At 59.1% G+C, this 21,576-nt stretch carries 17 protein-coding genes and 1 tRNA gene; 8 read left to right on the top strand and 10 right to left on the bottom strand.

The features are described 5' to 3' along the window. Positions 1–76: 76 nt before the first annotated feature. Complete coding sequence (locus QEH57_RS21745; RefSeq protein WP_309008901.1) at positions 77–829, bottom strand: hypothetical protein; 753 nt, start codon at positions 827–829, stop codon at positions 77–79. A gap of 139 nt (positions 830–968) precedes the next feature. Continuing rightward, positions 969–1,934 (bottom strand): carboxypeptidase-like regulatory domain-containing protein, encoded by a 966-nt coding sequence (locus QEH57_RS21750; RefSeq protein ID WP_309008902.1) that lies wholly within the window; start codon positions 1,932–1,934, stop codon positions 969–971. Positions 1,935–2,161: 227 nt separating this feature from the next. Between QEH57_RS21750 and QEH57_RS21755 the strand changes: the two genes are divergently transcribed. Beyond that, entirely contained in the window at positions 2,162–3,694 is a 1,533-nt protein-coding gene (locus QEH57_RS21755; protein WP_309008903.1) for a YifB family Mg chelatase-like AAA ATPase, read from the top strand. A gap of 62 nt (positions 3,695–3,756) precedes the next feature. Then, a complete protein-coding gene (locus QEH57_RS21760; protein WP_309008904.1) occupies positions 3,757–3,990 on the top strand; it encodes a DUF2164 domain-containing protein in 234 nt (77 codons plus the stop codon). A gap of 63 nt (positions 3,991–4,053) precedes the next feature. On the opposite strand, the gene QEH57_RS21765 is transcribed toward QEH57_RS21760, so the two are convergent. Beyond that, a complete protein-coding gene (locus QEH57_RS21765) occupies positions 4,054–4,293 on the bottom strand; it encodes a hypothetical protein (protein WP_309008905.1) in 240 nt (79 codons plus the stop codon). A 48-nt stretch (positions 4,294–4,341) separates the two neighbouring features. Beyond that, positions 4,342–5,760 carry a hypothetical protein gene (locus QEH57_RS21770; protein WP_309008906.1) on the bottom strand — a complete coding sequence of 473 codons (1,419 nt, stop codon included), beginning with the start codon at positions 5,758–5,760 and terminating at the stop codon, positions 4,342–4,344. A gap of 158 nt (positions 5,761–5,918) precedes the next feature. Here QEH57_RS21770 and QEH57_RS21775 point away from each other — a divergent pair, with 158 nt between their 5' ends. The 3 genes from QEH57_RS21775 (at position 5,919) to QEH57_RS21785 (ending at position 7,587) form a co-directional block, all read left to right on the top strand. After that, positions 5,919–6,377 (top strand): DUF5069 domain-containing protein, encoded by a 459-nt coding sequence (locus tag QEH57_RS21775; RefSeq protein ID WP_309008907.1) that lies wholly within the window; start codon positions 5,919–5,921, stop codon positions 6,375–6,377. Positions 6,378–6,467: 90 nt separating this feature from the next. Beyond that, complete coding sequence (locus QEH57_RS21780) at positions 6,468–6,632, top strand: hypothetical protein (protein WP_309008908.1); 165 nt, start codon at positions 6,468–6,470, stop codon at positions 6,630–6,632. 88 nt (positions 6,633–6,720) lie between these two features. Next, positions 6,721–7,587, top strand: coding sequence for an NAD(P)-dependent oxidoreductase (locus QEH57_RS21785; RefSeq protein WP_309008909.1), 867 nt, complete (start codon positions 6,721–6,723; stop codon positions 7,585–7,587). 86 nt (positions 7,588–7,673) lie between these two features. Here the strand turns inward: QEH57_RS21785 and QEH57_RS21790 are convergent, their stop codons facing one another. From QEH57_RS21790 to hflK, 3 genes are all read right to left on the bottom strand, one after another. Continuing rightward, a complete protein-coding gene (locus QEH57_RS21790) occupies positions 7,674–8,273 on the bottom strand; it encodes a VPDSG-CTERM sorting domain-containing protein (protein WP_309008910.1) in 600 nt (199 codons plus the stop codon). A gap of 512 nt (positions 8,274–8,785) precedes the next feature. Next, positions 8,786–9,739, bottom strand: a complete 954-nt coding sequence (gene hflC, locus QEH57_RS21795; RefSeq protein WP_309008911.1) for a protease modulator HflC — start codon at positions 9,737–9,739, stop codon at positions 8,786–8,788. Positions 9,740–9,763: 24 nt separating this feature from the next. Then, a complete protein-coding gene (hflK, locus tag QEH57_RS21800) occupies positions 9,764–10,744 on the bottom strand; it encodes an FtsH protease activity modulator HflK (RefSeq protein WP_309008912.1) in 981 nt (326 codons plus the stop codon). A gap of 145 nt (positions 10,745–10,889) precedes the next feature. On the opposite strand from hflK, the gene QEH57_RS21805 reads away from it, so the two are divergent. Further along, positions 10,890–14,183, top strand: coding sequence for a family 16 glycoside hydrolase (locus QEH57_RS21805; RefSeq protein WP_309008913.1), 3,294 nt, complete (start codon positions 10,890–10,892; stop codon positions 14,181–14,183). Between the two features lie 42 nt (positions 14,184–14,225). Here the strand turns inward: QEH57_RS21805 and mdoH are convergent, their stop codons facing one another. Genes mdoH through QEH57_RS21820 form a run of 3 tightly spaced genes read right to left on the bottom strand, consistent with a single transcriptional unit; the run spans position 14,226 to position 18,410 of the window. Further along, on the bottom strand, positions 14,226–16,331 hold the full coding sequence (mdoH, locus tag QEH57_RS21810) for a glucans biosynthesis glucosyltransferase MdoH (protein WP_309008914.1): 2,106 nt from the start codon (positions 16,329–16,331) through the stop codon (positions 14,226–14,228). Between the two features lies 1 nt (position 16,332). Further along, positions 16,333–16,905: a hypothetical protein gene (locus QEH57_RS21815; RefSeq protein ID WP_309008915.1), complete on the bottom strand. Its 573-nt coding sequence runs from the start codon at positions 16,903–16,905 to the stop codon at positions 16,333–16,335. Beyond that, complete coding sequence (locus QEH57_RS21820; RefSeq protein WP_309008916.1) at positions 16,893–18,410, bottom strand: glucan biosynthesis protein G; 1,518 nt, start codon at positions 18,408–18,410, stop codon at positions 16,893–16,895. The genes QEH57_RS21815 and QEH57_RS21820 overlap by 13 nt, the downstream gene beginning before the upstream one ends. A gap of 387 nt (positions 18,411–18,797) precedes the next feature. Here QEH57_RS21820 and QEH57_RS21825 point away from each other — a divergent pair. Both QEH57_RS21825 and QEH57_RS21830 read left to right on the top strand, forming a co-directional pair. Next, a tRNA-Pro gene (locus QEH57_RS21825) sits at positions 18,798–18,874 on the top strand. A gap of 140 nt (positions 18,875–19,014) precedes the next feature. Next, on the top strand, positions 19,015–21,561 hold the full coding sequence (locus tag QEH57_RS21830) for a DUF3656 domain-containing protein (protein WP_309008917.1): 2,547 nt from the start codon (positions 19,015–19,017) through the stop codon (positions 21,559–21,561). Positions 21,562–21,576: the final 15 nt, after the last annotated feature.

The raw sequence follows: 21,576 nt of genomic DNA on the forward strand, positions 1-21,576 counted from the left end.
GGAGCTCTTGCTTCTGTTCTGCAGTGTATCGTTTTCCTCGTTCGGTGGACATGAAGGAAAAATAGCGGATCGACGATCAAGCGTCTAGGGGGTGGATTTTGTACCGCTTACCATGCTTGCTCGGAGCAGGCTGCGAATCCGGTTGGGGGGCGCTGGCTTGATGATCCGCCTCCAAGGCCTTTTGGCCCTGATGTTCGGGGTCGGCTATTTTCGATTGTGCCTGAGCTCTTTCCAGTAGGCGTTCAGCGTTTAGCACTGTTTCCTTCATCTCGTCCCTGTATCCATGGCTCACTACAAACGCACCAATGTGCCTAGCGGATCCAGAGGCGATCGAATCGGTATCGATGATTGGTTCTCCGATAATCGTCTCCACCGTTTCCATCGCCAGTTTCTGATATTTGAAGGGGCGTAGGTCGATATGGGAGGAACCTCCTTCTGTGTATTTCGCTTCTTCATACGTCCTCTCGATGAAGTTCAAGAGGTGGGGAGCCGACTCGATCGCATTGCGCTTCGTAACGACTCCCAATGCAGCGTACCTGGCTGCGGTAGAATCGTACATAATGAGATGAAGCCAATCAATCGAACCATTTTGCTCTTCGATCGCTCTTACCAAGTCTATTTTTTGGTGCTGCGTCCCGTACTCGATGACTTTGAGCAAGTATTCGGCGCGGGGGTCTGCTTGGGGCAGATCGAATGGCGATAAGCCCAAAGCATCCTTGGCGTCAGCAAAACTTATCTCTTGCCCGATCGCAACTTGCGTCGCCGGGGAGCTAAATGCGATGGCTAGAAACAATAGATGTTTATGGATATTGGAGAGCCTCCCGATCATAGGGTTTCCGGCCAGTCATTGTTATCGGGGCCCCAAGTGGTGCCTCCCGAGGGATTGAGCTCCCATGTTATGTTGTTCCTCCAGTAGGTGTAATTCACTTTCCACTCAAAGTAGTCCGATACCATCTACCATCTAGCATCTAGATGCGATCTGGCGAATTCTCAGCAGAACTCTGCAAGAGGTTTCTCTTCGGATCAAACTCCACGTTTGTATCATTTTTGATCGGATTAACGTAAAAGGCAGAAAACTTAACAGCACATTTTCCATTGATAGTTGGCTGAAACCTTATATCATCGTACAATTTCCCGTAATACGCTTCCTTTAGATTTCCGTCAGAGTCGTAAACAGGTCGAAGGAGAAGATAATAACCGATTCCCTCTTGGTACGTGCTCTCACTTAACAAAACCTCATCTACCACACTTCGCTTGATACGATGCACAAGCCTATCCTCGTACTCAGACGGGTCTGGAGGAGCGCGGTACCCGGATTTAAGAACACTACCATCGTCATTCATCGAAAACCTAGAAAAACCGCCGTTTCCCATCGAAACGAACAGGTTCGCATCGACCTCGGTTCGATCTACTTTTCCAGAATATTGAAACAAAAGATCCGACATTTTTCCTTCCCCATAAGGGACAACCCAATCATCCACGAAAAGGTCGTAACCTACGGGTTCATTCAACACTGGCAGCAAAAGCTGAACATCGTCTCCCCGCGCGATCATCGGAATCGGATTTTTGATCTTATTAAGAACAATATCAACATGAGGATTCTTAGGCTTAGAATAGCCATTTTCGTCTGACTCGTATAGATTGACTGGCTTTGCACTGGGATAATAACCCTCTTTTTTGACGAAGATAGAAACTTGAGTTTCACCTTTCGCACGCAGAGTTACATATCCACCGGAATCACTCCGCCCTTCAACCCTCACTGATTTAGAGCTTGAACCGAAAAAAACAAACGAAGCCTTAACTGCTGCTCCTTCAACAGCAGTTCCATCCTGATCCGTAACAACTACCGACACTGCAAACTCTCGAGCGAACAAGCTCGTGCCGCAACAAAGCAAAAAACAAAACGCGTATGCTTTTAATAACCTATTCTTCATCTAATTTAGCAGTTAAAACCCAACGATCATAGAGTCGCGAAGACCAAACTAGAGGTCAATCCTTCCCCTTTGACCTCCGCAGCGGATCGTCACTCCTCTTTCCCGGACAATCTAGCCATCTCCGATGGCACGCAAGCTATCGTCCTCCTTTTGGCTTGCCCGGGAGCGCGTCGAAAAGGCACACTCGCTTTTCTCCTCTGTTACCACCCCTTACCTCACTACGAACTATGCTAGCCATCGTTTCTAGCGCGGCCCTGCAAGGAATCCAGGCCGTGCCCGTACTCGTGGAAGTCAATTCCGGCGAAAGCGGCGACCCGCGACTCGTGCTCGTCGGCCTGCCCGACGCCGCCGTCAAGGAGTCCGACGACCGCGTCTTCTCCGCCCTCGCCAACTCCGGCTTCCGCAAGCCCCAAACCCGCACCACCATCAACCTCGCCCCTGGCGACCTGCGCAAGGAGGGCCCCATGTACGACCTGCCCATCGCCCTCGGCATCCTGGCCGCCACCAACCAGCTCTCCGGCGAGCAGCGCCTCAAGGATTTCCTCATCGGCGGCGAACTTTCCCTCTCCGGCGCCACCCGCCCCATACGCGGCGGCCTCGCCTTCGCCCTGCAAGCCCGCGACTCGCAGAAGCGCGGCGTCATCCTCCCCCTCGCCTCGGCCCGCGAGGCCGCCTTGGTGGAAGGCATCGAGGTCTACGGCGTCGACTCCCTCAACCAAGCTCGCCGCTTCATCGAAGGCGAGCTGGAGCTGCCCAACCTTTCCGGCAAAACCGTCTTCGACCCCCAGCCTCAGGAAAGCGCCCTCGACTTCGCCGAAGTCAAAGGGCAGGCCTCCGTCAAGCGAGCCATCGAGATCGCCGTCAGCGGCGCCCATAACATCCTGCTTCTCGGCCCGCCGGGCTCCGGCAAGTCCATGATCGCCAAGCGGGTCCCCAGCGTCATGCCCGAGCCGAGCCTCGACGAATTCCTGGAGATCCTGCAAATCGAGTCCGCCGCCGGCATCACCCGCAGCGCCAAAATTCGCAAGCACCGACCCTTCCGCTCCCCGCACCATACCATCTCCGACGTGGGCCTGATCGGCGGCGGCAGCATCCCGGGCCCCGGCGAGATTTCCCTCGCCCACAACGGCGTGCTCTTCATGGACGAATTTCCCGAGTTCAAGCGCTCCGCCCTCGAAGTCATGCGCCAACCCCTCGAGGACGCTCAAGTCACCATTTCGCGCTCCGCCGGCAAGGTCACCCTGCCCTGTAACTTCATGCTCGTGGCAGCCATGAACCCCTGCCCCTGCGGCTACCTCGGCTCCCAGCAGAAGGAATGCATCTGCTCCCCCCATCAAGTGCAAAAATACCGCCAGCGCATCAGCGGCCCCCTGCTCGACCGCATCGACCTGCACGTCGAAGCCCCCGCCCTCTCCATCGGACAACTACGCCAGGCCAAGCCGGGCGAAAGCTCCCAGTCCATTCGCGAGCGGGTCGAAGCCGCCCGAGCCATCCAGCGTAACCGTTTCTCGAATACAGCGATTCGCTCCAATGCCGACATGGGCCACAAGGCCATCCAGCAGCACTGCGCCATCTCCGCCGAGCTGGGCGATATCCTGCAAAAAGCCATGGAACGGCTATCCCTCTCCGCCCGCGCCTACGACCGCATCCTCAAGGTGAGCCGCACCATCGCCGACCTCGCCGCATCGTCCGAAATCCAGATGCCGCACCTGATGGAAGCCATCCAGTTCCGCTCCCTCGACCGCATGGGCAGCAGCTAGTTCTCAACAAGCTCGCTTCCGCCAAAAAACCAGCCTAACAACGCTTCCCTTCCTTAAAGGTCATGCCAATTACCCTCAACAAAGAACAAATGGCCGACGCCATTCCGGCCGTTCAACGTTACGTCGAAGAAGAGCTCGACCTCGAGATCGGGGAACTGAAGGCACGCTTCCTGATCGAGTTCTTCGCCAAGGAAATCGGTCCCCACGCTTACAACCAAGGCGTAGACGACGCCGAAGCCTACTTTCGCGCCAAGCTCGAAGACCTGCGGGGGACTTGCTTCGAACCCAAGGACTAGCTGCGTCCGCCCTCAGACCAGGACCTTTGCAGCGACCTCTACTGGAGGTTAATCCGCGCCCCCCTAGTTCGCCTCCGGCCCGCGCGAATAGAACGGCACCAGCTCGTTGAGGTGCCCCTGCACGATCTTGGCGATGTGAGCCGGAGCCAGTTCCCGCTTGTGCAGCTCGAACAACGCGACCAAGAGGGCCAGTTCGATATCCGTCTTCTTGGCCGAAGTCGCCTGCATCTCCTTTACGATCTGCAGCGCCTTCGTTTCCGCTCGCTTGTAGTCCTCGAAATTCTTTTCGCTCGGTGTCGCCATAGGAGAGGCAAACAGCCAAGTCAGCGGAGCGAGGTCAAACCACAAACGTCACTCCCCAACCGGACCGCCGACTCTCCTGAGCTGCAAAAAGGACCACGCGCTAGCTCCCAGCAAAATCAGCAAACTCAGGACCCAGTTCAGGAAAACCGAGTAGGCGATCGAGCTGGCATGGGCGATCCTGCCCGCCTCCAGGCTCCCCACCAGATCCATCAACTGCAGGTTCGCGTAAACGATCCAGCCCAGTCCTGCCGCCATGCAAAGAAGCAAGCCCCCGACCACCCGGCGCGGCGCCGCGTCCAGGCGGAGCGTAAACTCGAGCTCCTTCACGGTTTCGGAACGACTCGCTGACGTATGCAAAACGTCGTTGTAGCGGGATCGCTTCGACATGATCCACGCCACCCCCAGGCCGAAGGAGCAGGACACCAACAGCGGCATCAAGAACACGAACTCCTCCAAGTTCAAGGGAAGCCAATCCAAGGGGCCCAGCAGCTGAGCGATCGTTTCCTGGAAAGACAGAAAGGCCACCTCGATGTCCTCCTGCCGCTGCATGACCTCCGCTTCCGCCGCAACCAGGACCTGCAACTGAGACTCGATCGACGCCAGCACCGCCTCGTAACCCGCGTCCTCCATCAAGCGATCAATCATCCGATTCGAGCGCTGCAGCTCAAGCCCCTCGATCCCTTGCTTCCCTCCCGAAGTCCACCACCAACGCTCGTCCTCCGGAGTCGAAATCTGCAGCGAGCGCATCTTCGCCACCATAGCGTCGCTCGCCGCCTCCACGTCCGCCCAAAGCCTTTGCAGCTCCGGCGGAAGCGATTTCAGTCCCTTGGGATTCCATGTATTCAGTTTTTCGATATCCGCAATCGCCTCATCCACGAACTCACGAATCCCAGCATTGTATTCAGAAAACCTGACAGCCACAACTTCATCCTCCACCTTTCCTTGCAGCAGCTCGCGAGCTTCGCTCCAGCTTTGGGCCTCGCGCAAGGCCGCCCGCTCCTCTTCGTTCAAACCCAATTCCCTCGGTGGCGGCATCGACAAAGGTCCCACTTGCATCGCCTTGGACTGAACCCCATGCATCGGATCAAAAACCGGATCCCGTCCCCCGGTACCAGCCCCCTCGCCTAGATCCAAGTAAAGCGCCACCTCGAGCGTCAGGAACTGCAGGTCTTCGGCAATGTTGTCCATCATCGACGCCAAACGCCGTTCGACCTCGCCGGAAAGCCGGGCCCCCAATTCCCCGTAGGCCTCCCGCCTTTTCTCGATATTGCGAGCGATCGGTCCGTACACGCCCTGCTCCTGCTTCACCTCCGCCAAACGGGTCTGCGCGGCGACGAAGGGATCGAAGATCAAGACCTGAAAGGCAAGCAAGGTCACCATCGACAGCAGCAGCCACCGCAGCGATTTCACGTAGGCAGAGCGACGTTCCTTAACGATCGCGAGAAGCGGTTCATGAATCGAGCTCATAGGCGGGGAGGGTTGGAGGAAAGCGCGGGTGAACTCCCTGAGACCATCACTGCTAGGCCCCTGCAGCAATCACAAAGCGACCCGCCCCTGCCCGCGGAAGCGCGCCAATCTCCCGCAAAACACAATCAGGGCAGCCCCTCTTTCGTCTATGGAGGGATATGAGCAACACCAACGAAACACCCACTCTATCCGCTAAGGATCTCACCAAGGAATTCCCCCGCAGCCCACGCGAAACCCTCGGCGGCTTCGTCGTCGCCGCCAGAGCGCTCGACAAATGCCGAGCCGTCGTAGCGGGAACCAACGGCGAGTATCACTTCAACTGTCCGCTGGACAGTACCTTCTTCGACTTCACCGGCATATCCGGGGACGACTTCAAAGACTTCGTCGCCACCGGAGCGAGCGACGAAGAAGTCGCGAAGTGGATACAGGAAAACTCGAAAGTCACCGAAAAGCGCGAAATCATCGCTTGGAACAACAAGATGCGCTACACCCGCCCGGTCGATATGCCCATCGAGCTCCAGGAATTCCTCGAAGGCTACATCCCCCAATACATTCCTAGCAACAAGATCGTTCGCGTCTGGTTCGACGTCTACGACATCGAAGAAGGCCGCATCTAGAGCGGTCGCCTAGGTAGCCTCCGCCGGGCTTAGCGAACGAATCAACTCAGTTCGCTTCAGCCCTGAGCGTCCCACGCCGAATGCAGAGCTATGCAAAAGCTCTGCATTTTTGTGGCCATGACCCTCTTCAGCTACCTCGGCTGGTACTTGGGCGATTTAATGGGCGGCTTCATGACCGCCTTCCTCGTCAGCGGAGCGCTCTCCCTCGTCGGCGTTTGGGTTGGCTGGAAACTCCACCACAGCTACCTCTCCTGATCCAATTGCCGCCTAAGGCTACATAATAAGAGCGCCAGCTCCAAGGCCGCTCCTTGAACCCCAGCTCGGAATGGGCATGCTCTTTCGCATGCCCAAGAAACGAATCATCGTAACCGGCGGCTCCGGCAAGGCCGGCCACTGGATCGTCAAACACCTCGTCGCAGAAGGATACGACGTGATCAACGTCGACACCAAGGCTCCCGCCCAGCCGCTCTGCCACACCATCCACGCCGACCTCACCGACCTCGGCCAAGTCGTCAACGCCTTCTCTCCCTACAACACAGGATCTCGCGATCCCTACGTCGGCGTGATCCACATGGCCGCCATACCGCGGGCCCACGAGTTCCCCAACGAAGAGGTCTTCCGCGTCAATACGCTCTCCACCTACAACGTCCTCGAAGCCTGCGCCTTGCTCGGTATCCAAAAAGTGGTGATCGCCTCCTCGGAGTCGTCCTACGGAATCTGCTTCGCCACCGACTTCTTCGAACCGCAATACCTACCGGTCGACGAAGCCCATCCCCAGCTTCCCGAAGACTCCTACGGACTCTCCAAGGTCGTGAACGAAGCCTGCGCCGCCACCTTCCACCGCCGCACCGGCATGCAAGTCATCTCTCTCCGACTCGGCAACGTGCTCTGCCCGGAGGACCATGCCCCCACCATCGCCCGCTTCGACCACCCCGAAGATCGCCTGCGCATCCTCTGGTCCTATATCGACTCCCGCGATATCGCCATCGCCTGCCAGCTCGCCATCGAAAAGGACGGCCTCGGCTGCGAGGCAATCATCCTCGCCGCGGACGACGTCTCCTCGAACCTCGACGCCATGGAGCTCGCCAAACGCTACCTGCCGGGCGTCACCGACTTCCGCAAGGAACTCCCCGGCCGCGCCAGCCTCATGGACAGCTCCCGCGCGAAGGAACTCCTCGGCTGGAAGCAAAAATACTTCCTCGAATTCTAGCGGGAGAGCAACCCTCTCCACTTTTCGGATACACAAAAGCCGCGGCCCTCAGGCCGCGGCTTCGTCATTGCTGAAATCAATACGTGTCAGCTACGCGCCCTGCCTTTCAGCATTTGACGCCGTAAAATAAAAACTGTCGCGATGCCCAATCCAAGCATACCGAGCGTGGCGCCCGCATCCGGCACCTTGATCATCTCGACCTCCGCAACCAAGGACGCTTCCTTCAGGTAAAAGTCATTGTACTCCGCTTCGACCGAATAGGCGATCACCCCGTCCTGCAGGTCGTCCAGCGAAGCAGCCGAAAGGCTCGTGGAGTACCAGTCGTAAGAGTAAGGCGAGTTACTGTGCGACCCATCCACTTCCAACCAACTCCAAGGCGTTTCGCCCCCTACGCTCAAGGTCACGTACTCCTTCTTCCATCTCTTGTTGTCGCTGCGGTCATTGTGATCGTCGGCGAAAGCGAAAGAAACCACCGCGCTCACGATTCGCATCGAGGAAGGATCGAATCCGGCGCTCAGCAGATTGAAGGTCTTATTCCATGAGCTCGTGCCGCTGCTCGACATATACAGGTAGTCGGGCTCCCCTTCGTTCCCGTCCACATCCACGTCGCTGAAAGTCAGCGCCTTTGCCGCAGTCAAAAACGGTAAGCTCAGCAAAAGAGAGGCAAGTATCTTGTAAGGTTTCATAAGCAGCCGGTATCCGCGCTCCACCAAGGCCCATCCCCTAGTCAGCATTATTGCTACGTCCGAATACACCCCGGCTTTAGCGCCCTCTCCCCACTTGTCTCCAAAACCCACAAAACACCCCACCGCCCACTGAGCCCCATCCTCTAAGCCCTCCCCGCAACCCCACCACGATGCCCTCCGTAGCGCGGAGCTTCAGCCCGCGACCGCACAACCCATATCCCGCAACCCGAAGCCAACCAAAACCGCCCACCGCAACACAAAAAAGGTTCAACCGCACCGACAGCAAAACTCGCCAATCGTAGGGCTGGAGCTTGCTCCACGCCGCAGAGCCCAAATCCTTTCTACCTCCTCCACTCCCCCGTAGCGCGGAGCTTCAGCCCGCGACCGCGCAACCCAAATTCCACACCCCGAAGCCAATCAAAACCGCAGCCCCCCCCACAACACCAAACAAAAAAAGGAGCCCGCCTTGCCGCGAGCTCCTTCAGTGAAAGTATTCGTTCTTTAACTACCTATCAGTCGATTTTCTTCAGGTACTTGAAGAGCTCGCTCTCCGTGGTCAGGATCAAGGTCGTGTCGCCCTGAAGCACCGACTCGTAGGCCTCGAGCGACTTGATGAACTCGTAGAACTCCACCGCAGCAGGCGACTGGTTGTAGGCATTCGCGTAAATCTCCGTCGCCTTCGCATCCGCATTGCCTCGAATTTCCAGCACCGTCCGGTACGCAACCGACTCGATTTCCTGCAAGTCGCGACCGCGCTTACCGTTGATCTTCGCAGCCTCGCCGGCACCCTCGGAGCGGAAGCGTTCCGCGATCTGCTGTCGTTCAGAGATCATGCGCTGGTAGATGCTTCGCTCCACGTTGTCATGGTAGTTGACCCGCTTGAAGCGAACGTCGAGCAGCTCGATGCCGAGCTCCGTCAGCTTCTTCGAAGCTTCCTGGAAGATCTCCTCCTCTACCGCGATCCGCCCCTTCTCGATATCGGGCAGAACGCCGAGGCTGCTCGCTTGCGCGCTCAAGGTCTCGTCAACCTGAGGCTTGCGGCCCTTGGTCGAGCGTACCATCTCGACCAGCTCATGCTTCGCGATCGCTTCCTTGGTCGCGGATCCGAGAATACCGTCCAATCTCGACTGGGCGCTACGCTCGTCGCGCAAGCGCAGGAAGAACTGCTTCGGATCGGCGATACGCCAACGGCCAAAGGTATCCACCTCGATAAAGGTCTTGTCCTTAGTCGTCATTTCCGAGGCGCGTCCGTCCCAGCCAAGTATCCGCTTTTCCATGACATTCGGCTTTTGCACGAAGGGCACCATGAAATGCAGGCCAGACTCGACGACCGGGTCGCCGACCACTTCCCCAAACTGAGTTAGGATCACTTGCTCGGTTTCCCGCACAGTGTAGATGGAATTATAACCCACGATAACGAGGGCCAATAAAATGATAATCGAGAAAAATTGCGCTATTTGCTTCATGCTAAATATCTCCGTTTACAGGGCTTAGTTCTGGTTCAGCTGCAAGAGCGGCAATACCGAACTGGCATCGCTATCGAGCACGATCTTCTTGTCGATTCCCGAGACCACTTCCTGCATGGTCTCTAGATAGATGCGCCGCTTCGTCACCTCCGGCGCCTTAACGTATTCCTTCAACATCGCCTCGAAACGGGCGACGTCACCCTGGGCCTCGTTGACGCGCTTGAGGGCGTAACCTTCCGCTTCCTGGATAGACTGGTTCGCCAGACCGCGGGCTCGCGGGATGACCTTGTTGTACTCGCCGTTGGCCACGTTGATCATGCTTTCGCGCTCCTGCTGGGCTTGGTTGACCTCGTTGAAGGAGGGACGCACCTGCTCCGGCGGATTCACGTTCTGCAGCTCCACCAAATCGATGCGCAGGCCGAGCTCGTACTTGTCGACCAAGGCTTGCATCATGTCCAGGGCCACCACCGACATTTCCTGGCGCCCGATGGTGATCACCTCGTCCACCGTGCGGTCGCCCACCACCGTGCGCATCACCGACTCCGAGATATACCGCAAGGTTTCCTCCGGATCCCGGACCTTGAACAGAAACAGCTTCGGATCCTCGATGCGATACTGCAAATTCCACTCCACCGAGGCAGCGTTCAAGTCACCCGTCACCATACTGCGTTCGGCCAGCTGTTCCGTGCGGCTTGCCGAAAACTGAGTCCGATTCGTAGCGCCCGAGGAACCGAAACCGAACTCCTGCTTCATCTGGCGTTGCACAGCCACGATCTCCACCTGGTCGATGTTGAACGGCAGCTTGAAATGCAGACCGGGGTTCACGGTGTCCTTGTATTTGCCAAATCTCAGGACCACCCCTTCCGATTCGGCAGGCACCGTATATACGCTGGAAAAACCAGCCCAAATCAGCAATACGACAATCACGAGGCCAAATATGCCTCCAAACTGCCCCTTAAAATTCTTAAATCCGTCTGGAACGTTTATTTCTATTCTATCCGCCATTCCCCCATACTCGGGGGGAGCTCATCCGGCGCAACGAATTTCGGACACTCTTATGAATGTCCAACTTTCACCCCGACATCCGAGCTCTTACATTTGATGACTGTCGCGCCAACCGACATCGTACCCCAAAATTCAATACACGCCGATGAAGCCCTACCGACTCCTACTCCTGATCGCCGCCAGCCTAAGCGCCACCAGCCCAGCCCTCTTCCCGCAAGCTTTCGACGAGCTCCTAAAACCCAGCGAACACTGGCAGCGGGCCGATTCCATCGCTCTCTCGGCAGACTCGAGCAGCTTCGAAGCCAGCGACGCCCCAGACGGCGCCATCCTCTACACCCACGGCACCGCCGAAGGCGACGGCTACCTCCTAAGCAAGTCGAACTACTCCGACCAGATCGTCTCCTTCGAATACCTTCTCCCCTCCGGCTCCCAAGCTGGGGTCTACCTGCAGGGACGCTACGAGCTCAAGCTCGCCACCGATTCCGCCGGAGCCCTCGCTAGCGGCTTCAACCCCGAGACCAACGCCCCGTTTCCCAGCGTCCCTCCCCTCGTCCAAGCCGCCAAGTCTGCCGGCGAATGGAACGCCATCTCGATCCGCTTCCGCACCTTCCGCCGCGACGAAACCTTCAACAAGCTTGCCAACGCCACCTTCCTCGAAGTCACCCTCAACGGCCAAACCGTACAGAGCGACGCCCAGATCCCCAACTTCACCGCCGGTTCCATCAAGCAATGGGAGCAATACGACGGCCCCCTCGCCTTCCGGGCGGCCAACGGGCCCATCGCGATCCGCAAGCTCCATATCGACCACGCCGACTACGACGGCGTCACCGTGCCCGCCCTCGGCGAAAAGACCAACGCCCGCGAACTGATCGACCAAGTCCAGCTCGGCAAAGAGACCTTCACCGCCCTCGGCTGCATAGAATGCCACACCACCAAGAAAGGCGACACCTCCTTCAAGACCGGCCCCAACCTCTACGGACTCTTCCAACGCCCCCCCAAGAAACACGAGATCCACGAGCCCGCCTCGGACGCCCGCTTCACCATCGAAGCCGACCTCTCCTACGCCAAACGCTCCATCCGCACCCCCGCAGTCGAGCTGGCCATCGCCTCGAGCGGCCCGCAAGCCGGCCAGCCTTACCTCCCCATCATGGTCCCCTACAGCGAGGAGATCCTTTCCAACGCCAAGCTCGACGCCATCTACCGCTACCTCGCCACCCTCAACGACGCGCCCCAACGCGGCCCCGTAGAAGTGCTGGTCACCCAGGACGGCCCCACTGAATACAACCCGCTCGAAGACAAAAACGAGATCCTCGTCTCCGATCGTACCCGCATCCAACGCGGTTCCATGAGCGGCGTATCCGGCCGTTCCATACATGTAGGCCTCCCCTTCGGGCTCAACTACACCTTCGACCCCCGCAGCCTCGCGATCGAAAAGATTTGGCAAGGCGGATTCCTCAATGCCGCCGGCGAGTGGGAAAACCGCGGCGGCAGCGGTTTCGTCCCCGGCTTCGAAAACAAGGAAATCAGCCTGCCAGAAAACCAAGGCCTCATCGCCCCGCTCGACGCCCAAGGAGAACGCATCGACTTTTCCTTCAAGGAAGCAAAGTTCCGCGATTTCGAAACCATCGAAGCCTCCCTGCGCAGCGAAAAGGACCACCTGCAGCTCCTCGCGGAAATCGACGCCCAATTCCTCGGGTACACCCTCCCTTCTTCTCCCGCCGACGCGTCTCCAAGCTTTCACTACCGCATCGGCGAGAACCAGATTTCCGTCCAAGCGACTATCGCCAAGGATGGATCTACCCAAATCCAGCTCTCCGGTTCGCTCGCCTCCCCTCAAACCTTCGCCCTCAACCTAGCGACCCTCAAGCATGCCAAAGCGAGCAGCGGGTCGCTCAGAGAAAACGGCCATTGGACGCTCCCTGCCACTACTCAGCTCAAGGCGACCCTAAGCGGCAAGATCGGGCTCGCCGCCTACGCGTGGCGTCCCGAAAGCGCGAATACGGAATACCTACAACAAGAATTTTCCGTCGAAGCCACCCAAGCCCAGCTCCCCCGTGGCTACCACTCAGAACAGTATCTCCCCCCTCACAACAACTTCGGACGCGAGCTCCTCTTCGAGGCCACCGCCATCGACGTCGCCCCGGACGGCACGATCGTCGTCGGCACCCGCACCTCCGGCATCTGGAGAATCGTAGATGGCAAATGGATACGCTTCGCCGAAGGCCTCTTCGACTGTCTCGGCCTCGTGGTGGAAGACCAGAAAGGCCTCACCATCGTAGCCGGACAAAAGCCGGAGCTCACCCGTATCTCCGACGTAGATGGCGACGGCATCGCAGACACCTTCGAAACGCTCTCCGACCAATTCAGCTTCCACAGCAACTATCACTCCTACCTGCACGGCCCCGTCCGCGACACCGCCGGAAACTACTACTACAACCTGAACCTCCTCCATACCGACCAAGCCGTCTTCAAGGGAGAAGGCCTCTACATGGGCACCTCTGGCGGCTTCAGCGGCTGGACCATCAAAGTCACTCCCGAAGGCGATTTCATCCCCTGGGCCAACGGACTGCGCAGCCCCGCCAGCCTCGGCATCGACACCGACGACACCCTTTGGTACGCCGACAACCAAGGCGAATACGTCAGCACCTCCAAGCTCTTCGTCCTCCGGGCCCACAAATACTACGGGCACCCCTCCGGACTCGTCGACCTGCCCGGCCTCGGTCCCGACTCCCCCGAGCTGAGCTGGCCCGCAGCCGCCGCCAATCGAGAAAAAGCGGTCGCCCTCTTCCCGCACAACAAAGTCGCAAACTCCCCCGGCCACATGACCTGGGACACCACCGGCGGCGCCTTCGGCCCCTTCGCCGGTCAAATGTTCATCGGCGACCAAACCCAATCCAAGCTGCTACGCGTCGCCACTTACCAAATACAAGGCGAAACCAGAGCGGCAGTCATTCCCTTCGGCGAAAAGCTCCAATCCGGCATCATGCGTCCCGTATTCCTCCCCGACGGCAGCCTCCTGCTCGGACAAACCGGACGCGGCTGGCAAGCTCACGGCGGCAAGATCGCCAGCTTGCAACGCATCGTCTGGGACGGCCAAACCATTGCCCAAGCCATCCACTCCGCTCGACTGCATGACGACGAACAAACGATCAGCATCGCCCTCACCCAAGCGATCGACGCCAGCGTAACCGCAGATCAACTACAGTCGCAGCTCTCCCTAACGTCCTGGACCTATCGAGACGCGCCCGACTACGGATCCCCCGAGCTCGACACCACCGAGCACCGGATCCGCTCCGCAGCCCTTTCGGAAGACCGCCGGCAAATCACCCTTAACCTCGCTCCGGAAAGCTTCCAAGACATCGAGTTCCAAACCAGTCGCGTCTACCACCTAAAGCTGCAACTCGACGAGCAATACGAAGCCTACATCACCGGGAAATAGCTCCGGCGCCAATCGAGTTCCAGCCCGCGTACCGCGGTTTCCCTAAACCACTCGCTGCAGCTGACCCCAGCTGTAGCGCTGGAACAAGGGACGCCACGATTCGTGCAGGTCGTCCGGATCCAAGGTCCAAACCTCGCGATGCAGCCGACTCATCAAATTCGCGTCGCCCAGCACCAGCTTGCACTCGGAGGCGCGTAACCCTTCTACTCCCTTGTAGAGGAGCGATTCTTCCAATCGCTCGGAACTCCCAGCGTCCAAGCTCGACTCCGTCTCTCGAGCCAAAGCCACCCGAATCGCGTTCAAATACGGGTCCACCGCCGCATTCATCAAGCCGACCACTGGGTCCGACTCCTCGAAAATCCAATTCTTCCGCTTCCACTCCTGCTCGTTTTCCTTCACCGCCACCAGCTCCGGCTCGACCTTGTGCTCGACAGGCGTCACCAAAACGCCGATACGCCGCAGCCAAGCTCCGATGGAGGGCTTGCTCAATATCCAGGACACAAGCGGAGCCAAGACCATAGCCCCGCTGACCGGCAAGGTCCAATAGAGAAACGACTCGCTCACCTGGCGAGCCAAGATGGTGAAGGCAACTCCCACCATGGCATGCCCCTTGTGGGCGGCAAACGCGTCCAGCAGGCTCAAGCCGTCTCCCGCCAAGCGGTTTTGAGTGCTCCAGCCCACTCCTTTCCCCAGCGCGGTGAACACCACGAACTGGCCATGATAGAGCATCATGATAGGAGCGACCAAGGCGGAGCACACGATCTCGAGCAGGACGCTCAGGGAGCAGCGTAACCATCCTCCGAATACACGCGTCCTTCCGTCGCTCAAGAACGCGTCCAGCAGCGCCAGCACCTTCGGCAGGAACAGGAGACTAAACGTCACCCCGGCCACCAGCAACCCATGGTCGGACAAGGGGATTTGAAACCAGTCCCCCACCCCCGAGGTCGGCAGCAAGGAAAGGCCGCTGCGTACCCGGTTATACATCAAGATTCCGCTCAGGATCAGGAACAAGCCCCACAGCAAGGACGAAGCGTAGCCCATGATCCCGTTCGCCAAATGCAAGCGGCTGGCAAAGGTCAGTCCCCGCGAGAACAGAAGCCAAAAGTGCTGCATATTCCCTTGGCACCAACGGCGGTCGCGCTTGGCGTGCTCCACGATATCCTGCGGACACTCCTCGTAGCTCGCCTCCAAATCTTCCGCCAAGCGCACCTCGAATCCGGCCCGCTGCATCAGAGCAGCTTCCACGAAATCGTGGCTAAGGATCTTTCCGCCAAACGGCTCCCGCCCGGGCAAATCCGGCAAGGCGCAATGCTCCATAAACGGAGCCATACGGATGATCGCGTTGTGGCCCCAGTAGTTGCCTTGCCCACCTTGCCAGAAGTTGAGGCCTGCGATAAAGACAGGGCCATAGAAGTGATTGGAAAACTGCTGCAAGCGGCCCCAAAAGCTTTCCGAGTAGACGATCTTCGGCGCTGTCTGCAAAATCCCGATACGCGTGTCCGCCTCCATTCGTCGATAGAGCGACATCAGAGTTTCGCCGCTCATGATACTGTCCGCGTCGAGCGTTACCATATAGCGGTAGCGAAGCCCCCAGCTCTCGCAAAATTCCAGCAAGTTACCCGCCTTCTTGTCCGTATTCACAGAACGGCGACGGTAATAGATGCGACCAAAAGCCTTGAGGTCGCGACACAGGGACGCCCAGCTCTGCTCCTCCTCCAGCCACCGTTCCGGCTTCGTCGAATCGCTAAGGATATAAAAGTCGAACACCTCCGATCCAGCCTGTTGCTGCAAGGATTCGTACATCGCCTTCAGCCCCGCGAACACGCGGCGCGGATCTTCGTTGTACACCGGCAAAACGACCGCAACGCTACCGGGATTTTCCTTGTCGAGCGACACCTCAAGCGGCTTTCGGGCCTGTCGCCGACGCTTGAAAAAGCCCACCAAAGAATGCGTGGCGCCCCAAGAAATGTTCCAGGTGAGAATCGCGAACAGCAGGCTTACCGGCCACAGTCCTTCCTCGATGCCCACCCGCCAAAGCAGGTTTCCAAACAAGACCGTTGGAAACACCGTGAACAGCAAGGCCGTCACGAAAAAGAACAGTCGCTGCCAGTCGAAAAACTGTCCGAAGCTTACATTTCCGCTTTTCATATCAACGCAGCAAATACACCAATAAACCGATTCCGCCGAGGTACAGCGTCCAAACGAAAAGCGCCCCGAGAATCGGCCAGCGATCGATCACACGCCAGGTTTCGTCGGCCACCGCCGACACCGGTCCCAAGTCAATGTCACGCGGCGTCATGCGGGCCTTGCTAAACTCCGGCCCCGTGCTCAGGTAGGTCGCCTTCATCGCCTCCAGAAACTCAGCCGGCCAAGGTCCCGGATGAAGGAACTCGCTTTGCCAACGAGCCGGCATGTCGGCCAGAAACAAAGCCAATCGCCCTTGGGCTCCCAGTTCTCCATGCTCCACGCCCGCAGCGTCCAGCACGCGGCCGAACCAAGACTTCACCACCTCCTTGGCCTCTTCCATGGCCAGGACAGAAGCGGACTTAGGACTCCCCTCGTAGCGCTCCGCAGCCCGAGAAAGGATCTGGGCCACCAACTGGCTCAGCAGCAAGCGGTCGCGGATCTGCAAGGCGCAGAAGTAGCTTTCCACCCGCTCGTACGCTTCGCTCCAGTCCACGAAGCCCTCGCTCCGCGGGACGATCCTGTTCAACGTGTCCATTGGTAGGCCCACACTTCCGAATTGCTTCCGTCGGGAAACAGCAGCTGGCAACGAACCTCAGCGGTGCCCTCTTCGCCTTGCCCTTCCAGTCGCAACACCGCGCGCCAAGTATTTGAATACGGATTCCACATCACTTGGTCGTCGACCAGCTTAGCGGCGCCTTCTACCACCGATACCAGCTCAGGTAGCTCGGATCCCTCGACTCCCGTGAAATCCACCACGAAGACATCCGTCCCCGGGTAGGAAGGGTCCTCTCCGGTACGCGTAGCCGTCACGATGGAGCTCGGATAGCGGGCAGGCGTGATTTCCGGAGTCCAGTGCAAGGCGTATTCAAAATCTAAGACAGTCCCCTTCGCCGGCAGTACAGCCGGCTCCCAAAACGCAATCACGTTGTCCTCGAACTCGGTCTCGGTCGGCAGCTCTACCAGCTTTACGAAGCCTTTGCCCCAATCTCCCTTGACGTCTACCCAGACCGATGGACGGCGATGGTACTGAGCTTCCAAGTCCTGGTAGCTGGCGAAATTCCGGTCGCGCTGCATCAGCCCGAATCCTCTCACCTTGCTAACGCCGAAGTAGGAAAGCCGGGTCTTCTCCGCCAAGTCGAGTGCCCGCCAAACGGGGTCCTGCCCCTCTTCCACGATGATCAAACCATCGCTGTCATGGACCTCCGGACGGTAGTCGCGCTCCTTGCTGGTCCGGTTCTCGCCACGCCAGTACATGCTGGTCAAGGGAGCGATGCCCAAACTGTCGACTGCGTCACGGAAGAAGAGCTTAGCCTTCACGTCCATCACCGTCGTGTCTCCCGGACGCACTACGAACTCGTAAGCGCCCGTCACGCTAGGACCATCGAGCAGGGCATAAATGATTACAGAGGTCGAATCCACCTGCGGCTTGCCCAGCCAGAGCTGCTTGAACTTCGGAAACTCCTCCGGCTGGCCTAGGCCCGCGTCAACCGCGATCCCTCGAGCCGAGGTCCCGTAGCGCGTGTCCAACCCCGTTCCGCGGAAATAGCTGGCGCCCAGAAAGGAGGTCACCTCGCGGTAGTCGGTCTTGCCGTCCACCGCGTAGGACAAGCGTATCCCCGCATAGTCCAGCGACGACGGGATCGCCGCCTTCAAAGCCTGGTCGTCGAAATCGAAGAATTCGCTCAAATAGCGGATATGCTGCTCGTGCGTCGGCGTGAATTCATGCACCTTCACCCGGTCCTTGTGCAGGAACCCCGGATGGAAAAATCCGAGGCTGAAGGGCAAGCCCTCGCTCTTCCACAAGTACTTGTCCGAGTTGTAGCGGATCTTTCGATACGCATCGTAGTCCAGCTCGCTCAAAACCTTGGGCAAGGGAGCAGGAGCCTTGTACTCCTCCTCGGCTAGGTCGGCGGCCAGTTCGGCCACGTAAGCGAAGTCCACTTCCACCCGCCGCATCGCGTCCAGAGAGGCGCAACCGGAAAGGAGAACAGCAAGCGAAGCGAAGAGAGGAGTACGTCCGAGATAGTTAGTTAAAACCATAGGAAAAGAGGATTTTGTAGAAACAAAGAGTAGGATCAGACAAGCGGGATGTTAGGGCCCACAAATACCGTATCGAGCCTGAAATGTTCCGATTGCAAAGCGGGCAGTTCGAGTTTTTGCAGCAAAATGCAGTAGCTTCCGTTCATGGCTCCTCGCCTTTGCATTTCCTGAACCAACCTAAGCCGATTCCCTAGCCTTCCCCTCGAAAAAACTTTTATCGGCCCCCAAACCGCTTCCCCTGCCTCCGCGGCCCTCGTTGCAAGACGCATTTCGCCAGACGCCGAATTGCAAAATGCAATCCACGGCCCCTTGCGCGCAGGCAGATTCGAAATTTCATTGATTCGCGGCCCAAAAATTGCCTTCAATTCACCGCAAAGCACCACAAGTCGGGGCGTAGCTTAGTCTGGTAAAGCGCTACGTTCGGGACGTAGAGACCGGAGGTTCGAATCCTCTCGCCCCGACCACGCTGCAAATGCGTAAGGCGTGTCACGCAACGGCCGACGCTCCCAGCTTGAAGCAGCGGTTTGCCCTAGGCCTCATCCCTATCCCGCGCCGCCTACGCTTGCCATTCGGAACCTTTGGCACTCAATTGCCGCTCCGAACCATGCCGAAACTCATTCCCAAGCGCCTCTCCTCCCGCGAGGAAAACACCCGCCAAGTCGCCAAGCCCGAGCTCCTTTCCCCAGCAGGCAACTGGGACTGCGCCCGCGCCGCCGTGGAAAACGGGGCCGACGCCATCTTCTTCGGCCTGGAACGTTTCAACGCCCGCATGCGCGGCAAGAACTTCACCGTAGCCGACCTTCCCGAGCTCATGGCCTACCTGCACTCCCGCGGAGTCAAAGGCTACGTCACCTTCAACATCCTCGTCTTCTCCGACGAGATGGCCGACGCCGAGGACTTCCTCCGCTCCATCATCGCCGCCGGAGTCGACGCCGCCATCGTGCAGGACGTCGGCATCTGCCGCCTCATCCGCCGCATCTCGCCCGACTTCCCCATCCACGCTTCCACCCAAATGTCCGTCACCAGCGAGGCCGGCATCGAGTTCGCCCGCGAACTGGGATCCAGCGTGGTCGTGCTGGCCCGCGAAACCTCCCTCAAGGAAGTCGGGGCCATACGCGAGAAAACCATCGCCGCCGGCACCGAAGTCCCCATCGAGCTCTTCGTGCACGGAGCCCTCTGCGTCGCCTACTCCGGCCAGTGCCTCACCTCCGAATCCCTCGGCGGACGCTCCGCAAACCGCGGAGAATGCGCCCAGGCTTGCCGCCTCCCCTACGAGCTCTACGCCGACGGCCAACAAGTCGAGCTCGGCAACCGCCGCTACCTGCTCTCCCCCCAAGACCTCTCCGGACTCGACGCCATGCCGGAGATCATCGAAAACGGGGTCGCCACCCTCAAGATCGAAGGCCGCCTCAAAGCCCCCGAGTACGTAGCCGCCGTCACCCAAGTCTACCGCAAGGCCCTCGACGACGCCTGGAACAACTACATCGGCGAAACCGAAAAGAACCTCGCCCCCTTCGACCCCGAAGAAGGGCGCTACGCCCTCGAAATGACCTTCTCCCGCGGCCTGTCCGACGGCTGGCTGCGCGGCATCGACAACCAAAGCCTCGTGCACGCCCGCTTCGGCAAAAAGCGCGGCCTGCGACTCGGCACTATCAAAACCGTCGAAAAAGACGGCGTCACCCTGCAGCTCGAAGCTCCGCTCAAGGCAGGCGACGGCGTGGTCTTCGATCGCGGCCGCCCCGACGAGCGCGAAGAAGGCGGACGTATCATTTCCGTAGATACAAAAGGCCCCGACACCTTCGTCCGCTTCCTAAACGACTCCATCAACTGGAAGCGCGTCAGCCCCGGCGACACCCTTTTCAAGACCTCCGACCCTGCTCTCGACAAGGCCCTCCGCCAAAGCTACGAGGTCGAGCAACCCAACTACACCCGCCCCATCGCCGCAACCGTCTACGGCGAACCGGGCAAGCTGCTCACTCTCGAGCTACGCGACGAAGACGGTCGCGTCGCCCGCTCGGAATCCACCGAGCCCCTGCAGGAAGCCGCCAAACGCCCCCTCGACGAAGAAACGCTCCACAAGCAACTCTCGCGGCTCGGCAACACCCCCTTCCACCTCGCCGCCTTGGACAACCAACTCGTCGGCAGCTGCCACTTTCCCGTCTCCCAGCTCAACCAGCTCCGTCGCGACGCCGTGGATACGCTCCTCGCCCTCCGCCGCGAGCCCCTCCGCTGGCAACTCAACGAGGTAGGGCTCGACCGCCGGGCGAGCCGCGCTGCAAGTTCCCTCAACTCGCCCGCCACTGCTTCCGCCCCCACCATCATCCCCTACCTGCGCTCCTTCGAACAACTCGAGACCGCCCTCGCCCTGCCCTACGGCGAGCTCTACCTCGAACTCGAAGATCCCAAGCAATACAAGCGGGCCGTGGAGCTGGTACACGCCGCGCCGGGCGACAAGAAAATCTGGGTCGCCCCGCCGCGCATGTTCAAAACCGGCGAAGACTGGGTCGTAAAGCAACTCACCCAATGCGGTGCCGACGGCTTCCTCGCCCGCAACCACGAACACTTAAAATCCTTATCCAAATTTCCACTACGCGGCGACTTCTCCCTTAACGTCGCCAACCATCTCACCGCCGAGTACCTCATCGAGCGCTACCAGCTGCAGCGCCTCACCGCCTCCTACGACCTCAACGCCACCCAGCTCGCCGCCCTGCTCGAGAACGCGCCAGCCCACTGGTTCGAGATCACCTTGCACCAGCACATGCCCATGTTTCACATGGAGCACTGCGTCTTCTGCGCCTTCCTCTCGAAGGGCAAGGACTTCCGCGACTGCGGACGGCCCTGCGACAAGCACGCCGTATCCATAAAGGACCGCACCGGCATGCTGCACCCGCTCAAGGCCGACGCCGGTTGCCGCAATACCGTCTTCAACGCCAAGGCCCAAACCGGAGCCGAATTCGCCCAGGACCTGCTCGCTCTCGGCGTACGCGCCTTCCGCGTGGAGTTCCTCAACGAGAGCCCGCAAGAAGTCCGCGACACTCTCGACCGCTACGAACGGCTGCTCGCCGGCAAGCTTTCCGGACAATCCCTCTGGCGCGAGCTCAAGCTCATCAACCAGCTCGGCGTTACCCGCGGCACCCTGCGCGAAACTTAAGATAGCGCTCCAGCA

Origin of the sequence: Pelagicoccus sp. SDUM812005, from assembly GCF_031127875.1 — a bacterium.
Taxonomy (GTDB): Bacteria; Verrucomicrobiota; Verrucomicrobiia; order Opitutales; family Opitutaceae; genus Pelagicoccus.